This is a genomic window from Embleya sp. NPDC127516 (assembly GCF_044765325.1).
In the GTDB taxonomy this organism is placed as follows: Bacteria; Actinomycetota; Actinomycetes; order Streptomycetales; family Streptomycetaceae; genus Embleya.
Genome location: NZ_JBIWJT010000003.1, coordinates 107,260 through 121,881 on the forward strand (window position 1 = coordinate 107,260; position 14,622 = coordinate 121,881).

The 14,622-nt window shown below is 72.4% G+C and carries 14 protein-coding genes; 5 read left to right on the forward strand and 9 right to left on the reverse strand.

Annotated features, from left to right (window positions below; all coding sequences use genetic code 11):
• The first annotated feature begins 61 nt into the window (after window positions 1–61).
• Complete coding sequence (locus ACIRL2_RS05720; RefSeq protein WP_395866423.1) at window positions 62–646, forward strand: PH domain-containing protein; 585 nt, start codon at window positions 62–64, stop codon at window positions 644–646.
• 107 nt (window positions 647–753) lie between these two features.
• On the opposite strand, the gene ACIRL2_RS05725 is transcribed toward ACIRL2_RS05720, so the two are convergent.
• The 4 genes from ACIRL2_RS05725 to ACIRL2_RS05740 form a co-directional block, all read right to left on the reverse strand.
• Window positions 754–1,086 carry a hypothetical protein gene (locus ACIRL2_RS05725; protein WP_395866421.1) on the reverse strand — a complete coding sequence of 111 codons (333 nt, stop codon included), beginning with the start codon at window positions 1,084–1,086 and terminating at the stop codon, window positions 754–756.
• A 227-nt stretch (window positions 1,087–1,313) separates the two neighbouring features.
• Window positions 1,314–3,008 (reverse strand): phospho-sugar mutase, encoded by a 1,695-nt coding sequence (locus tag ACIRL2_RS05730; protein ID WP_402230386.1) that lies wholly within the window; start codon window positions 3,006–3,008, stop codon window positions 1,314–1,316.
• Between the two features lie 53 nt (window positions 3,009–3,061).
• A complete protein-coding gene (locus ACIRL2_RS05735; RefSeq protein WP_395866417.1) occupies window positions 3,062–3,871 on the reverse strand; it encodes a purine-nucleoside phosphorylase in 810 nt (269 codons plus the stop codon).
• 278 nt (window positions 3,872–4,149) lie between these two features.
• On the reverse strand, window positions 4,150–4,590 hold the full coding sequence (locus ACIRL2_RS05740) for a gamma-glutamylcyclotransferase (RefSeq protein ID WP_395866415.1): 441 nt from the start codon (window positions 4,588–4,590) through the stop codon (window positions 4,150–4,152).
• A 36-nt stretch (window positions 4,591–4,626) separates the two neighbouring features.
• Between ACIRL2_RS05740 and ACIRL2_RS05745 the strand changes: the two genes are divergently transcribed.
• Both ACIRL2_RS05745 and ACIRL2_RS05750 read left to right on the forward strand, forming a co-directional pair.
• Window positions 4,627–6,045 (forward strand): NAD(P)H-quinone dehydrogenase, encoded by a 1,419-nt coding sequence (locus tag ACIRL2_RS05745; RefSeq protein WP_395866413.1) that lies wholly within the window; start codon window positions 4,627–4,629, stop codon window positions 6,043–6,045.
• Window positions 6,046–6,565: 520 nt separating this feature from the next.
• Complete coding sequence (locus ACIRL2_RS05750) at window positions 6,566–7,384, forward strand: DeoR/GlpR family DNA-binding transcription regulator (protein ID WP_020552647.1); 819 nt, start codon at window positions 6,566–6,568, stop codon at window positions 7,382–7,384.
• A gap of 21 nt (window positions 7,385–7,405) precedes the next feature.
• On the opposite strand, the gene ACIRL2_RS05755 is transcribed toward ACIRL2_RS05750, so the two are convergent.
• From ACIRL2_RS05755 to ACIRL2_RS05765, 3 genes are all read right to left on the reverse strand, one after another.
• The gene (locus tag ACIRL2_RS05755; protein WP_402230390.1) at window positions 7,406–7,645 is read right to left on the reverse strand and encodes a hypothetical protein; all 240 of its coding nucleotides are present in this window, start codon (window positions 7,643–7,645) and stop codon (window positions 7,406–7,408) included.
• Between the two features lie 628 nt (window positions 7,646–8,273).
• Entirely contained in the window at window positions 8,274–10,043 is a 1,770-nt protein-coding gene (locus tag ACIRL2_RS05760; protein WP_402230393.1) for an acetyl/propionyl/methylcrotonyl-CoA carboxylase subunit alpha, read from the reverse strand.
• Between the two features lie 212 nt (window positions 10,044–10,255).
• Window positions 10,256–10,468, reverse strand: coding sequence for a hypothetical protein (locus ACIRL2_RS05765; protein WP_395866405.1), 213 nt, complete (start codon window positions 10,466–10,468; stop codon window positions 10,256–10,258).
• 222 nt (window positions 10,469–10,690) lie between these two features.
• On the opposite strand from ACIRL2_RS05765, the gene ACIRL2_RS05770 reads away from it, so the two are divergent.
• The gene (locus ACIRL2_RS05770; RefSeq protein ID WP_402230396.1) at window positions 10,691–11,221 is read left to right on the forward strand and encodes a hypothetical protein; all 531 of its coding nucleotides are present in this window, start codon (window positions 10,691–10,693) and stop codon (window positions 11,219–11,221) included.
• A gap of 64 nt (window positions 11,222–11,285) precedes the next feature.
• On the opposite strand, the gene ACIRL2_RS05775 is transcribed toward ACIRL2_RS05770, so the two are convergent.
• Both ACIRL2_RS05775 and ACIRL2_RS05780 read right to left on the reverse strand, forming a co-directional pair.
• Window positions 11,286–12,116, reverse strand: coding sequence for a helix-turn-helix domain-containing protein (locus ACIRL2_RS05775; RefSeq protein WP_395866401.1), 831 nt, complete (start codon window positions 12,114–12,116; stop codon window positions 11,286–11,288).
• Window positions 12,117–12,193: 77 nt separating this feature from the next.
• Window positions 12,194–12,649, reverse strand: a complete 456-nt coding sequence (locus tag ACIRL2_RS05780; RefSeq protein WP_395866399.1) for a hypothetical protein — start codon at window positions 12,647–12,649, stop codon at window positions 12,194–12,196.
• Between the two features lie 247 nt (window positions 12,650–12,896).
• Between ACIRL2_RS05780 and ACIRL2_RS05785 the strand changes: the two genes are divergently transcribed.
• Complete coding sequence (locus tag ACIRL2_RS05785) at window positions 12,897–14,582, forward strand: hypothetical protein (protein WP_395866397.1); 1,686 nt, start codon at window positions 12,897–12,899, stop codon at window positions 14,580–14,582.
• Window positions 14,583–14,622: the final 40 nt, after the last annotated feature.

A 14,622-nucleotide genomic window follows, 5' to 3' on the forward strand; every position in this document is an offset into this window, starting at 1 on the left:
TCGGGCCCAGTGGTCCGGTCGAGCCAAACCCGGCCGGTGTCGTGCGGCACAATCACCGGTCATGAGCAGCGACGAGGACATCACCACGTATCGCTCCCGGCCGGCGATGGCCGTCGGGGTGCTTCTGATCGCCGCCGGGGTGTGGATGGTGATCGACACGCTGATCCGCGGCGAAGGCAGCACCAAGTGGCTCGCCATCGCCGTCGTGGTCTTCTTCGCGGTCCTGGTGGTCGCGCTCACCCTGCGCTCGGCGGTGCTGGTCGGGCCGGAGCACCTGGTGATCCGCAACCCGTTCCGCACCATCGTGGTGCCCTGGGGCGCGGTGGAGCGGGTCCGGGCCGAGTACTCGATCGAGGTGCGCGCGGACGAGAAGTCGTTCCACATCTGGGCCATCCCGGTCTCCCTGCGCGAACGCAAGCGGGCGCTGCGCCAACAGGGCCGCTCGGCGGCGGAGGACCCGTACGGCCACGGCGCGCACGACCTGCCCCAACTCTCCCGTGCCGACCAGGTCGTGGACGACCTGCGCGGGATGAGCGAGCAGTTCGCCGCGAAGTCCACCGGCCCGGTCCGAGTCCAGTGGTCGATGGAGATCCTCGGCGGCCTCGTGCTCTCGGGCGCGGCCTCGCTGGTGCTGGGCCTGATCTGAGGTGCCGGCCCTGATCCGATCCGATCGGGCCCGGAACGACACGAACGCCGACCGAGCCTTGTGCGGGCCCGGTCGGCGGGTGGTGCGCGTCGGTCGTCCGGCCGCGTTCAGCGACCCCGTCGGCGCAGTACGCGCGCGGCGCTGTACAGCACGATCAGAGCGGCGGTGACGGCGAGCGCGGCGCCCGTGACCGGCTCGACCACCGCTCCGCCGAAGCCGCGTCCGGCGGTGAGATCGTCCGCCGAGGTGTCGAAGAGGGTGTCGGCGACGCCCGAGAACAGCGGATAGGCCGACACGAACGCGAGCACCGGCAGGATCAGCAGGCCGACGAAGGTCGCGAGCGCGGGGACGGAACGCCCGGCCTTCGCCCACTGCCAGACGTGCCGCGGCCGGATGCGCGGGGCGGTGTTCGGAGCGGGGAACTCGGACAGGGTGCTCATGGCGTCCTCTGGGAGCCGGGGGATCGACTGACCCTTCCACGATCCGCCGGCGACCCGTTCGGGCACATCCACCCGAAGAGCCGGCTCCGCCCCGTACCGCGGTACCACGCGCCCCCGGGCCCGTCCTCCGAAGGGCTGGGCCCGGGGGTCGTACGCGAGCGGGGCGGGACGGTCGATCGACCGTCCCGCCCCGCTCGCCCACCGGTCCGTGTCGGCCGGGAGGCGTCCTACATGCCCAGCGTCGCGGCCAGGTCCCGCTTCAGTCGCTCCAACGCCGCGTACGCCGCCGCGCGGGCGCCGTCGACACCGACCTCGGCGATCCGCTTCGGGGCGACCACGACCTCCAGGTAGGCCTTGAGCTTGGGTTCGGTCCCGGAGGGCCGCACCACGACGCGGCCCGCGAGCAGGTCCACGCCGTCGCCGGCCAGCGTGTAGCGCAGACCGTCGGTGGGCGGCAGGCCGTCGGCCGGCGGGTGCAGCAGGTCCTCGGCGCTCGTCACGGCCAGCCCTCCGAGCGTGCGCGGGGCCCGCTCGCGCAGCCCCCGCATCGCGTCCGCGATCAGTTCGAGGCGATCCACCCGCACCGAATACTGGTCGGTCGCGTACAGCCCGTACCGGGTCGCGACGGCGTCCAGCAGGTCGGGGAGCGTGCGGCCGTCCCGCTTGGCGCGGGCCGCGAGTTCGGCCAGCATCAGCGCGGCGGTGACGCCGTCCTTGTCGCACACCCCGGCCGGGTCCACGCAGTAGCCCAGCGCCTCCTCGTACGCGAACGCCAGGTCGGGCACGCGGGCGAGCCACTTGAAGCCGGTCAGCGTCTCGGTGTGGGCGATGCCGTTCGCGCGCGCGATCGCGCCCAGCAGCGAGGAGGACACGATCGTGGTGGCCAGCACGCCGTCGGTGCCCCGGCGGGCCACCTCGTCGCCGAGCAGCGCGCCGACCTCGTCGCCGCGCAACATCCGCCAGCCGCCCGCGACCGCCGGGTCCGGTACCGCGACCGCGCACCGGTCGGCGTCCGGGTCGTTGGCGATCACCACGTCCGCGTCCTCGGCGAGCGCGGTGCGGAACGCGAGGTCCATCGCCCCGGGCTCCTCCGGGTTCGGGAAGGCCACGGTCGGGAAGTCCGGGTCCGGGTCGGCCTGTTCGGGCACCGGTCGAACGTCGGCGAAGCCCGCGCGGTCGAACGCGCCGAGCATCACGGTGGTGCCCACGCCGTGCATCGCGGTGTGCACGATCCGCACGGCGCGCGGCCCGGCCGGGTCGACGACGGTCACGGCGCGGTCGAGGTAGGAGTCGATCAACGCCTCGCCGAGCGTCTCCCAGCCGTCCTCGGCCATCGGCACGTCGGCCAGGGAGCGGACCGCCGCGATGTGCCCGGCGATCTCCGCGTCGGCGGGCGGCACGATCTGCGACCCGTCGCCGAGGTAGACCTTGTAGCCGTTGTCGCGCGGCGGGTTGTGGCTCGCGGTGACCATCACCCCCGCGACGCAGCCCAGGTGCCGGATCGCGTAGGCCAGCACCGGCGTGGGCAGCGGGCGGGGCAGCAGCAGCGCGTGCAGCCCGGCCGCCTCCATGACGGCGGCGGTGTCCCGGGCGAACACGTCGGACTTGTGCCGTGCGTCGAACCCGATCACCACCGCGTTGCGGGTCGCGGCGGGCGCGGCGGTGTCGGTGACGTACGCGGTCTTGAGGTACGCGGCCAGACCCGCCGCCGCGCGGATCACCACCGCGCGGTTCATCCGGTTCGGCCCGGCGCCCAATTCGCCGCGCAGCCCCGCGGTGCCGAACTGGAGCAACCCGGCGAAACGATCCGCGAGGCCCTCCCGATCGTCCGCCTCGAGCAACGCCTCGAGTTCGGCCCGGGTGTCCGGGTCCGGGTCCTCGGCCAGCCAGGCGCGTGCGATCTCGATGACGTCGCTCAACACGGACTCCTCGGTGCGGAAAGGATCAAAGAGGACGGGAACGGTACCGCGGGCGCTCAGATGCGCGGCAGCACCCGGGTCAGCAGTCGGCCCATGCGCTCGGCGGACGCGCGTCCGGCGGCCAGGACCTCTTCGTGGTTGAGCGGCTCGCCGGTCATGCCCGCGGCGAGGTTGGTGACCAGCGAGATGCCCAGGATCTCGGCGCCGGCCTCGCGCGCCGCGATCGCCTCGATGGTCGTGGACATGCCGACGAGGTGCCCGCCGATCGCGCGGACCATGCCGATCTCGGCCGGGGTCTCGTAGTGCGGGCCGGGGAACTGCACGTACACGCCCTCTTCGAGGTCGGGCTCGACCTCGCGACACAACGCGCGTAGCCGCGGCGAATAAAGGTCGGTCAGGTCGACGAAGTTGGCCCCGACGATGGGCGACGCGGCGGTCAGGTTGATGTGGTCGCTGATCAGCACCGGCTGACCGGGCACGAAGGACGGGCGCAGGCCGCCGCAGCCGTTGGTCAGCACGACGGCCTTGCAGCCGGCCGCGACCGCGGTGCGCACACCGTGCGCGACGGCCGCGACGCCGTGCCCCTCGTAGAGGTGGGTGCGGCCGAGGAAGACCAGCGCGCGGCGGTCGCCGATGACCAGCGAGCGGACGGTGCCGGCGTGGCCCTCGACGGCGGGCGGCGGGAAGCCGGGCAGCTCGGTGACCGGGAACTCGTGCTCCGGGTCGCCCAGCATGTCGGCGGCGGGCACCCAGCCAGAGCCCATGACGAGCGCGATGTCGTGCGTCGCGGCACCGGTGAGCCGCTGAAGGCTTTCGGCGGCCTCGGCGGCGGCCGTGTACGGGTCGTGGCTATCCAATACGTTCACATCGATGAGCGTAAATGCTGTACCCGCAAAGGGCGCGAGCGGGGTCTATGCGCGTAGAAGACTGTGATACGACCGCAATGACAGCGGGGGACGACTGGTGCGGGTTTGTGGCGATACGTCCGTTCAGACGATCCGGTCGGACCGGGATCGTGTCGGTCGCCACTCGGACGCGCGAGACCTCGACGCGGCGGGTGTACACACCTGGGGTCGGCCGCCCGAGGGTGCCCCCGGCCCGGCCGGCCGGATCGGTCTTCGGGCCCGGCCGGGTGTGCCGCGGGCTACGTGCAGGGGCGGTTGCGGAGTTCCTTGACGTAGTCGTCGGGGGCGCCGGCGGACTCGGCCGACTCGGCGACCATGCCGAGGTAGCGCGCCGAGGGCAGGCCACCCTCGTAGTCGTTGAGCACGTACAGCCACGCGACCTGCTCGCCGAACAGGGACTCCACCCGGACCCGGACCTTGCGGTACAGGCCCAGCGGCATGCCCTCCCACCGGTCGAGGTCGGGCTCGTCCATCTCGGCCAGGTCGTACAACGCGACGAATACCTGGGACAACTCGTCCTCGACGACCGTGGCCAGCGATCCGTCCCAGCCCAACTGCTCGCCGCCGAAGGTCAGCCGCCAGCCGGGCAGCCAACCGGTGTGGCGCAGAGGGGAGTGCGGGGCACGCCGAGCCATCTGCCGCGCGTCGAGGTTGCTTGCGTACGCGGCGTAGAGGGGCATGGCCGCAGCCTACGCGACGCGCGGTCATGGGAGAGAATGACACCCGTGACTCGGATTGTGATCGTAGGCGGAGGACCCGGCGGGTACGAGGCGGCTTTGGTCGCGGCACAGCTCGGAGCCGAGGTGACGGTGGTAGAGCGCGAAGGGGTGGGTGGTGCGGCGGTACTGACGGACTGTGTCCCGTCCAAGACCCTGATCGCCACGGCCGAGGTCATGACGAACTTCGCCGACTCGCACCACGAGCTCGGCATCTACGTCGACGACGGCACCCCGGGCACGCTGGATCGCCCGATCGTGGGCGTGGACCTGGGCGTGGTCAACCGACGCGTACTGCAGCTGGCCAAGGCCCAGTCCAACGACATCGGGCAGAGCGTCACCCGCGCCGGCGTGCGGGTGCTGCGCGGCACCGCCCGGCTGGACGGGCCGCGCCGCGTGGTGGCCGACCTCGCCGACGGCTCCGAGCGCACGCTCGACGCGGACGCGATCCTTATCTCCACCGGCGCCCACCCGCGCGAGATCCCGGGTGCTGAGCCGGACGGCGAGCGGATCCTGAACTGGAAGCAGATGTACGGCCTGTCCGAGCTGCCGCGCGAGCTGATCGTGGTCGGCTCCGGGGTCACCGGCGCCGAGTTCGCCGGTGCCTACCAGGCGCTCGGCTCCAAGGTGACCCTGGTCTCCAGTCGCGACCGGGTGCTCCCGGGCGAGGACCCGGACGCGGCCGAGGTGCTCGAAGGCGTCTTCCGGCGGCGCGGGATGCGGGTCATGTCGCGCTCGCGCGCGGAGAGCGTCAAGCGGGACGGGGACAGCGTCATCGTCACCCTGACCGACGGTCGGATCGTCGAGGGAAGCCACTGCCTGGTCGCGGTCGGCGCGATCCCCAACACCGCGGGCATCGGGCTGGAGGAGGCCGGCGTCTTCCTCAAGGACACCGGACACGTGCGGGTGGACCGGGTTTCGCGCACCACCGCGAACGGGGTGTACTCGGCGGGCGACTGCACCGGCGTGTTCGCGCTCGCGTCGGTGGCGGCGATGCAGGGCCGGATCGCGATGTACCACATGCTCGGCGACGCGGTGGCGCCGCTGAATCTCAAGGCCGTGTCCTCGAACGTGTTCACCGACCCCGAGATCGCCACGGTCGGATATACCCAGGCCGCGATCGACGCGGGCGAGATCGACGCGCGCGGCGTCAAGCTGCCGCTGTCGCGCAACCCGCGGGCCAAGATGCAGGGCATTCACGACGGCTTCGTGAAGCTGTTCTGTCGGCCGGGCACCGGCATCGTGGTCGGTGGTGTGATCGTGGCGCCGCGCGCGAGCGAGTTGATCCACACCGTCGCGCTCGCGGTGGACCTGCACCTGACGGTCGACCAGATCGCCAGCGGATTCACCGTCTACCCGTCGCTTTCGGGTTCGATCGCGGAAGCCGCCCGGCAATTGCACCGGCGCGAGCGTTCCTGACCAAGCGGCCGAATCGGCCGGGTCGAATCCGCCGGGTGGATCCCGGGGTGTCGGGCCGATCCTTATCGGCGCGGGACACCCCGGGCGGCCCCGATGTCAAGATCATCGCAGCCCGGGCCGGGTGGCTCCGGCGCGCGAGGGGCGCGCGTAATTCGGATTCCGCGCCCCTGTGCACTCCACTTACGGGTGGCTTTTCTCGAACATCCGCTGTCCTTCGGGGCCGCCGCGCATACTCGAATCGGACCGGGTGTGATCGCCTCCTCGCGGTGTGTTCGGCGTCCGTCGAGACCGGCTGACGCGGAATCAAAATCTGTGTACAGCAGTGCTATCCGCTTCCCGGTGAGCAGCGTTATGGTTGGCCCTCGCGAACGCTGCGGCTTCGCTGCGCCCGGAAACCGAAGCGGTCTTATCACTTTGATGAACAAGTTCGGGTAAGAGTCGCAAGCGGCTGATAAGAGCCGGTCGTTCGCGTTACCTTCGTCACGTGTTCGCAGCAGAGCGTCGTCAACTGATTCTTGAAATGGTGCGGGCCAACGGAGCGGTGTCCCTTCGGGAGCTCGCCCGGGTGGTCCAGACGTCCGAGGTGACGGTTCGGCGGGACGTGCGGGCCCTGGAAGCCGAAGGGCTGCTCGACCGTCGGCACGGTGGAGCGGTACTGCCCGGTGGGCTGTCCCGTGAGCCGAGCTATTCGCAGAAGACCCACCTCGCGGCGGCGGAGAAGGCGGCCATGGCCGACCTCGCGGTCTCCCTCGTCGACGAGGGGGACGCGATCGTCGTGGGCGCCGGCACCACCACGCAGGAGCTGGCCCGCAGGCTGGCCCGGATCCCGGGCCTGACCGTGGTCACCAACTCCCTTCTTGTCGCGCAGGTCCTCGCCCACGCCAATCGGGTCGAGGTCGTGATGACCGGCGGCACGCTGCGCGGGTCGTCCTACGCGCTGGTGGGCAGCGGAGCCGAACAGGCCCTCGCGGGTCTGCGCGTGCGCCGCGCGTTCGTGTCCGGCAACGGGCTCACCGCCGAGCGTGGCCTGTCCACCCCCAACATGCTGTCCGCGAGTGTGGACCGCGCCCTGATCCAGGCCGCCCACGAGGTCGTCGTCATGGTCGACCACACCAAGATCGGTGTGGACACCATGTTCCAGACGGTGGCCCCCGAGCGGATCACCCACCTCGTCACCGACGAGGACGCTCCCGGTCCGGAGAGCGAGGCCCTGGCCGAGCTGGGCGCACAGGTGCACATCGCCCCCCTTCCGCAGCGAGCCGTCCCCGGCGCCCGCGCGGAGTTCAACGGGGAGCGGATGCGCGACATGCGCGTCCCGGGGGTGATGCCCGACCAGTGAGCAGGACCTTGCCGCCAGGTGTCACTCGCCGACCGCCCGGCGCCCCCCGGGCAACGCGCGCCGCACCTGTTCGACCAGGTCTCCGCCGAAGGCACCGAACCCCGTCGCCGACCACACGCTCCGCTCGGCCGGGACCTCGTAGTAGGGCAGGTACGCCCCGTCGGCGACCCGCGCGGTGAGGATGTCCGGCACCATGCGCTCGCTCCCGGCGACCGGACACGCCCAGCACGCCGGTACCGGCGCGGTCAGTCCTCGCATCACCCATCGCATCGTGGCGTGCGCTGCGCCGTGCAACGGATTGAACAGACACCGACACCTCGAACCGACGATCCGGGCCGAGCTCGTCGACGGAATCGGCCGCCGCGGCCACTTCCAGCGCCCGGACTCCGTGCCACACCAACACCCACGCGCCCGCGAGATCGGGGAGATCGTCGGCTTCCCGCAACACCCACGAAGCCGCCTCGCCCGCGTCCAGGGCCCGCAGTTGTGCCGCCAAGGTGGCCGGCCGCTCGGCCGGTACGAGCGCCTGCGTGCGCCGAGCCAACTCGGCGAGTCGTTCGATCACGTCTTCGCGCAGCCACACGACCAACTCGGACCGTGCCCGCTCGAGCAACTCGGGCGGGACCGAGAAGACGGCCGGTTCACTTGACGCGATGGCACGCGGGGACGGGTGCGACGAGCGGGCGCCGCGTCGACGATCGGACCACCGCACGCCCAGGGCGGCTCCGGTGCCGCCGGCAGCGCGGACGGTGGCGATCAGGAACCAGTGGTCCACGCCGAACCCCCTCCGGCGTGCGCATGGACGACCGCCCCCGCGCCGACGTGTCGGGCGGGGGCGATCGTGGCGTGCGTCGGGATCGTGGGTGATCCCGGTGGGTGTGCGCCCGGGTCAGTCCTTGATCTCGCAGAGCACCGCGCCGGACGTGACCGTCGCGCCGACCTCGGCGACCAGGCCCTTGACCGTGCCGGACCGGTGGGCGTTGAGCGGCTGCTCCATCTTCATCGCCTCGAGGACCACGATCAGCTCGCCCTCGGCGACCTGCTGACCTTCCTCGACCGCGACCTTGACGATGGTGCCCTGCATCGGGCTGGCCAGCGAGTCGCCGCTCGCCGCGGCGCCGGCCTTCTTGCCGCCGCCGCGCTTGGGCGCCTTCTTCCCGGCGGCCGGGGCCGCCGCGCCGGACGCGCCGAGGCCCGCCGGAAGGGTGACCTCGAACCGCCGACCGTTGACCTCGACCACGACGGTCTCGCGCTCGCCGGCCTCTTCGGCCCCGTCCGCGCCGCCGCCGAACGGGGCGATCGTGTTCTCGAACTCGGTCTCGATCCACCGGGTGTGCACCGTGAACGCGTCGGTCGAACCGTCGAGCTCGGGCGCGAACGCCGGGTCCACCACCACCTCGCGGTGGAAGGTGAGCGCGGTCGCCATGCCGTCCACGACGAACTCGTCCAGCGCGCGCTTGGCCCGCTGGAGCGCCTGCTCGCGGTCGCGGCCGGTGACGATCAGCTTCGCCAGCAGCGAGTCCCACGCCGGGCCGATCACCGAGCCCTGCTCGACGCCCGAGTCCAGGCGCACGCCCGGGCCGGACGGCGGCAGCCACGTGGTGACCTCGCCGGGGGCGGGCAGGAAGCCACGCCCCGGGTCCTCGCCGTTGATCCGGAACTCGAACGCGTGCCCGCGCAGCGGCGGGTCGTCGTAGCCGAGCACCTCGCCGTCGGCGATCCGGAACATCTCGCGCACCAGGTCGATGCCGGTGACCTCTTCGGTGACCGGGTGCTCGACCTGGAGGCGGGTGTTGACCTCCAGGAAGGAGATGGTGCCGTCCTGGCCGACCAGGAACTCGCAGGTCCCGGCGCCGACGTAGCCGGCCTCCTTGAGGATGGCCTTGGACGCGCGGTACAGCTCGGCGTTCTGCTCGTCGGACAGGAACGGCGCGGGCGCCTCCTCGACGAGCTTCTGGTGCCGGCGCTGGAGCGAGCAGTCGCGGGTGGACACGACCACCACGTTGCCGTGGGTGTCGGCCAGGCACTGGGTCTCCACGTGCCGCGGCTTGTCCAGGTAGCGCTCGACGAAGCACTCGCCGCGGCCGAACGCGGCCACCGCCTCACGCACCGCCGAGTCGTACAGCTCGGGGACCTCTTCGAGGGTGCGAGCCACCTTGAGGCCGCGCCCGCCACCGCCGAAGGCGGCCTTGATGGCGATCGGCAGGCCGTTGGCCCTGGCGAACTCCACCACTTCCTCGGCACCCGAGACCGGGTCCGGGGTGCCGGCGACCAGGGGCGCGCCGGCCCGCTGGGCGATGTGTCGGGCGGCCACCTTGTCACCGAGGTCGCGGATCGCCTGCGGCGGCGGTCCGATCCAGGTGAGGCCGGCGTCCAGCACGGCCTGGGCGAATTCCGCGTTCTCCGACAGGAACCCGTATCCGGGGTGGATGGCGTCCGCGCCCGAGTCCTGGGCGGCCCGCAAAACCTTGGCCACGTCCAGGTAACTCTCGGCCGGAGTGTTCCCGCCGAGCGCGTGGGCCTCGTCGGCCACCCGCACGTGCAGAGCATCCCGGTCCGGCTCGGCGTAGACGGCCACACTGGCGATACCGGCATCCCGGCATGCTCGGGCGACGCGGACCGCGATTTCCCCACGGTTGGCGATGAGTACCTTGCGCACGATCTGGCTCCCTCCTCAACTGCGGAGAGTCTAGGGATTCGGAGGCGGGCACCCTCGGCCGCCCCACCTCGTCATGGGTACGGCTACCCGCCACGTTCATGGCCATCGGTGGAGCTGCCGGCCACGTTGCCGGTGGGGTCAACGTACTCCGGACGAGGTCGGCGCCGACGCTCGGGTACGGCTGTAACGTGTTTCAGTTTATCGTCGTCCGGTCAGCCGCCCAGGCAATCGCCGCCGGACGCGTGTCCGAGCAGTCCGCTCTCGGGTACGTTCGCCCCGGCCATCTTCCCGCAGTGCTTGCAGGCCTTGGCCCACGGATTGCCGGTCGGTCCGTCGGGCCCGTACTGATACACCCACTCGTGGTCGTCGTGACCCTCGGCACACATGTCCCACGCGTTGCCCGGTTCCCGCACGTCTCGCGTCATTCGCCCTCTCCTCGCGTCTGTCGTGCGCAGGCTACGAGCGCACACGGGCAATGGAGGCCGAAACACGCGAATCGCCTGGCGCCGGGCCGGGGGTGGGGTGTGTGGGTGGGGGCGGGGCGGTTGCTCGACCGGGGGTATTCGGGCCGTGGTGTTTCCCCCGGGCGGGGCCGGCTGCCACGATGTGAGCGTCTACGGCATCCCATGCCTGGGCAGGAGGTACTGGTGGCAGAGGTGTTCTTGCGCCGGCTGACCCGTTGGCAGGCCGACCAACAGCGGGAATCCGTCGCGGATACGTACGTCAAGAGCTACGGCGAGGATCCGCCGGGCCGCCCCGATTTCCTGCGGCGCTATGCCGAGCACATCCAACAGCCGGGGTTCGAGATGGTGGTCGCGAACGGCGCCGGCGCGGCCGGTTGCACCTACGGCTTCCCGCCTCGACGGGCGAGTGGCTGGTGGACCGGCTTCCACGGCGACCTGCCCGAGGACGTGGCCGAACTGGCCTCGGCCGGAAAGGTGTTCGTGATCGTCGACCTGATGGTCGTGCCGCAGCACCGGCGGCAGGGGCTGGCCGGCCGGATGCGGGAGAGGCTGCTCGCGGGCACCGACGCGAAGTTCGCCGCGGTCCGGGTGCACCGGGACAACCACGCGGCGCTCGCCGCGTTCCGCTCCTGGGACTGGGCCCGACTGGGCGAGTGGCAACCCGACCCGGTGACCGAGCCCGCCGAGGTGTGGGGATACCGGATCCGCGCCTGAACCCGGGGCCCGGGACGCGCGCCGCCGCGGTCGCTCGCCGTGCGACGGTCCGCGCCGCCCGGGGTCAGTCGCCGTGCAACTCGCGCAGGATCTGCCCGGTGCGCTTGTCCGCGGGATAGAACGACTCGATCGAGATCTCGGCCACGGTGATGTCGACCGCGGTGCCGAACGTGGCCACGGTGCTGACGAAGGACAACACCTCCCCGCCGAACCGGATGCCCAGCGGGATCGCCGGCGCGCCGGGGCCGGCCGCGTTCGGCGGCTCGCCGCCCGGGTAGCCGCTCACCTCGTCGTACAGCGCCTGCACCAGCGGGTCCGCGGTGATCGCTGCCTGCCGACGCAGCCGGTGCAGCAGGTGCGCGCGCCACTGCGCGAGGTTGACGATCCGCGGCGCCATGCCCTCCGGGTGCAGGCTCACCCGGTAGGCGTTCAGCGGGTCGGTGAGCAACTCGGGGGCGACGCCCTCGGTGAACAGCGCGATGCTCGGCGTCGCGTCGACGATGTTCCACGCCCGGTCCACGATCACCGCCGGGAACGGACCGTGCCCGACCAGGATCTGGCGCATCGCGGCCATCACCGCGTCCAGTTCCGGCGCGTCCAGGCGGCTCTCGTTGTACACCGGCGCGTGGCCCGCCGCCTGCAACATGCGATTGCGTTCGCGCAGCGGGACCTCCAGGTATTCGGCCAGCCGCAGCACCATGTCCCGGCTGGGCACCGCGCGGCCGGTCTCGATGAAGCTCAGGTGCCGGGTGGACACCTCGACCTCCACGGACAACTCCAATTGGCTCAACCGCCGGTGCTGCCGCCAGTGGCGGATCAGCTCGCCGCTCGACCGCCGGCCGGCGGCGCGGCCGGCGGGCCGCTCGGTGGCGATGCCTGCGCTTCCCGAACTCATGGCACCAGACCGTACGCGGTGTTCCACGATCTCGGCACGGTGCGTCCGGAACGGTCCGCCGGCTCCTCTGCGTACGGTCATCGCACGGACTTGCGTGCCTTGCGCAGGGCGAACATCTGGACGTCGGCGAAGCCGAGCACCGCGATCGCCTGGAGCACGATCAACGTGGTACCCAGGCCGGTCGGGTCCATCCAGCCCGCGACGGCCGTCAGCACGCTGTCCGCGAACCACAGCAGGTTGAGTCCGATCACCACGCGCACCGCGGTGCGATGCGGCGTGGCGCGCGCGGCCACCCGCCAGACGCCGAGCGCGTAGAGCACCAGGAAGGCGCCGAGCCCGGCCAGGAAGGCGGTGGACAGGCCGAGCGCGCCGTCGAACGCGGCGCAGCCGACCAGCGCGGCCAGGCCCACCGCGCCGGTGGCGATCGCGTCGAGCCGAAGCGCGATCCGCAACAGGCCGGTGTCGCCGCGGACGGAGCCGTCCGCACCGGAACCGGCGGCCGCGAGTGTGGAGTGCAGGGACTGGGCGCTCATGGGATCCTCCAGGGTCGATTGCCGACATCGACGACTGTGCTGGAGCCCGGGTGGGGCGGTCGATTCCCTCCGAGGTAATGTCCGGCGATCGACGGGCCCGCGCGGGGGCCGGCGCACGGACGTTCCGAGGGATGGTCGAGGGACTTCCGGCGAATCCGAAACAGGCGGGTCCGCGTCTCCCGCTTCGGGAGCGGACGAGCGTCGTCCTTCCCTAAGCTGCGTGTAAAACGACCCGGGGGAGACGGCCATGGCCGGCGGAGTGGTACGCAAGGCCTACGAGGCCGGCGCCGGATTCGCGGAGGGCCGCGCGCGGCGCCCCGAACCGGTGGGCCGGCTGTCCCTGGAGTGGGTGCCCGGTGTGCTGCTGGTCGTGCTCGGCACGGCCGCCGCCCTGGTACTGCTCCGGGCGGGCATCGACCCGTCCGCACCGGCCCCGGCCGTCGCGGACCCGGACACGTACGGGTCGGCGCCGGCGCCGGTGAGCCCGGGCGCCGGCGACTGGTCGGTGTGGGACCTGATCGCGGTGTTGTTGCCGTGGGCGGTGCCGTTGGTGATCGGCGGGGTCGGGCTCACCGACAGCGTGTTCACCCACCGCCGCGGCGCGGTCGGCGGCGTGCTGGTGATCGGCCTGGCCGGCGCCGCGCTGACCACCGCGCTCGACCCGATCGCCGCGCACTACGACGGCTCGGGCGACGCGCGCTGGCTCGGCTTCGTGTACCTGCTGCGGTTCGGCTTCGCCGTCCAGGTGCTGGTCGGCGTGGTGTTGTGGATCCACCTGGCGGTACCCCGGCACCAGGCGCCGTTGAACGCCGCGTTCGCGGCGACGCTCGCGGCGGGTGTGCCGCTGCTGTTCGTGCTCGGCGGGCGGGACGTGCTCGACCCGATGTGGGAGTCCGGTGCCGGTCTACAGACCTGGCTGCCGCTCGCCGCGTTCGGCTACCTGCTGATCCTGCTGCCCACCGGTCGGGTCCTGGTGCCGCCGGGGCGCGGCTGGCAGGAGTCCCAAGTGGGCGCCTTCGGCGGGGTGTTCCTGCTCGGCCTGGCCGGCGTCGGGGTGTCCGCCGCGACCATCGTGATGGGCGACGACAAGCCCCGGGTGCTCGGTCTGTGGCCGATCGTGGCGCTGGCCGGCTGCCTGGTCGCCGCGCTGCTGACCTACCGGGTGGACGGGATCCGCTCGGTGGCGGGCGCGCTGCTGGCGATGGCGGTCGGGCTGGCCGCGTTCCCGGCCGCGCTGTTCGCCTGGGACCGCACCGAGGGCAATCCGGGCCTGGGCCTGGACGGACCGGGCGAATACGTGCCGTGGCTGCTCGGGCTCACCGTCGCGGGCATCGTGGGTGCGGTCGCGGCCCGCATGCTGGGGTCGTACGCGATCGGCCTGGCCGCACTCGCCCTGGTCCTGGCCGAGTTCATCGGTCCGGCGGCCGGCTCCGGGCATCAGCTCGCGGTGCGCTGCGCGGGCGCGGCGGCGATCGGCGTGGTGGTCGGCGGGCTGCGTCCGGAGGCCGCGATCGCGGGATTCGGGCTGGGCGCGGCGTGCGGACCGGTGTGGCCGGAGCTACAGGCCGCGTCGGCGGACTACGCGTGGGTGGAGTGGCTGACCAGGAAGCCCGGCGGCGTACCGCTGCCGCTGCTCGTGCTCGCGGCGATCGCGCTGCCGCTGGCGGTCCTGGCCGGGATGCGCGGCACGCCCACGCCGCCCCCGCGAACCGGTCCCGGGCGCGGGCCCGGATCCGGCCCGGTCGGCGCCCCGGTGCCCGGTGGCGGTCCGTGGGCCCCGAACGCCTACGCCGAACCCGCCCCGCAGCCCTATCTGCCGCAGCAGCCCGACGCCGGCTCGTACCAACCGCAACCGCCGTCGTCCGGGCTGCCCAACCTGGGCCCCGGCCCGGTCCGCCGGGACCTGAACCGGCCGGACGGTTCCGCCTCCTGAGGATCGTCGGCGCCCGGGGCGGAAGCGCCCCGGGCCGCGT